Below are 503 nucleotides of genomic sequence, written 5' to 3' on the forward strand. Positions count from 1 at the left end.
GGCTTGCCCGAAAGTTATTTATACCGTGTTGCGCAAGTGGAAAGTGGCGGCAATCCGAATGCAAGGAATCCACGTTCTTCGGCGGGTGGATTGTATCAATTTATCGACAGCACAGCCAAACAATATGGTTTGCAAGACCGTTTTGACCCCATGCAAGCGGCAGATGCCATGGGGCGCTTGACGCTTGACAATCGTAATCATTTAAGCCGTGTATTGGGAAGAGCGCCTACTGATGCAGAATTGTATTTAGCACACCAACAAGGGGCGGGTGGAGCCGCGCGTCTTTTACAAAATCCCCATGCCAATGCAGCGCAAATTGTTGGCAGCAATGCGGTTGGTTTGAATGGTGGCAACAGTGGTATGCGTGCAAGTGATTTTGTCAACCGCGTGTTACAAATGTATGGGGGACAGCCTTATAGAGCAAGCCCTATAGCACAGGGTGGTTTTGGCAATAGAGACAACATGTTAGAGGTTTTACGGGCATTATTAGCATCACAATTAGC

The 503-nt window shown here is 48.5% G+C and carries 1 protein-coding gene; it reads left to right on the plus strand.

Annotated elements, in window-relative coordinates; genetic code table 11:
* The coding region (locus ACFIMQ_RS09760; protein WP_375703969.1) for a transglycosylase SLT domain-containing protein at nucleotides 1-503 on the plus strand (503 nt) is incomplete at both ends.

This window comes from Bartonella sp. AD13SXNS, from assembly GCF_042196465.1.
In the GTDB taxonomy this organism is placed as follows: domain Bacteria; phylum Pseudomonadota; class Alphaproteobacteria; order Rhizobiales; family Rhizobiaceae; genus Bartonella.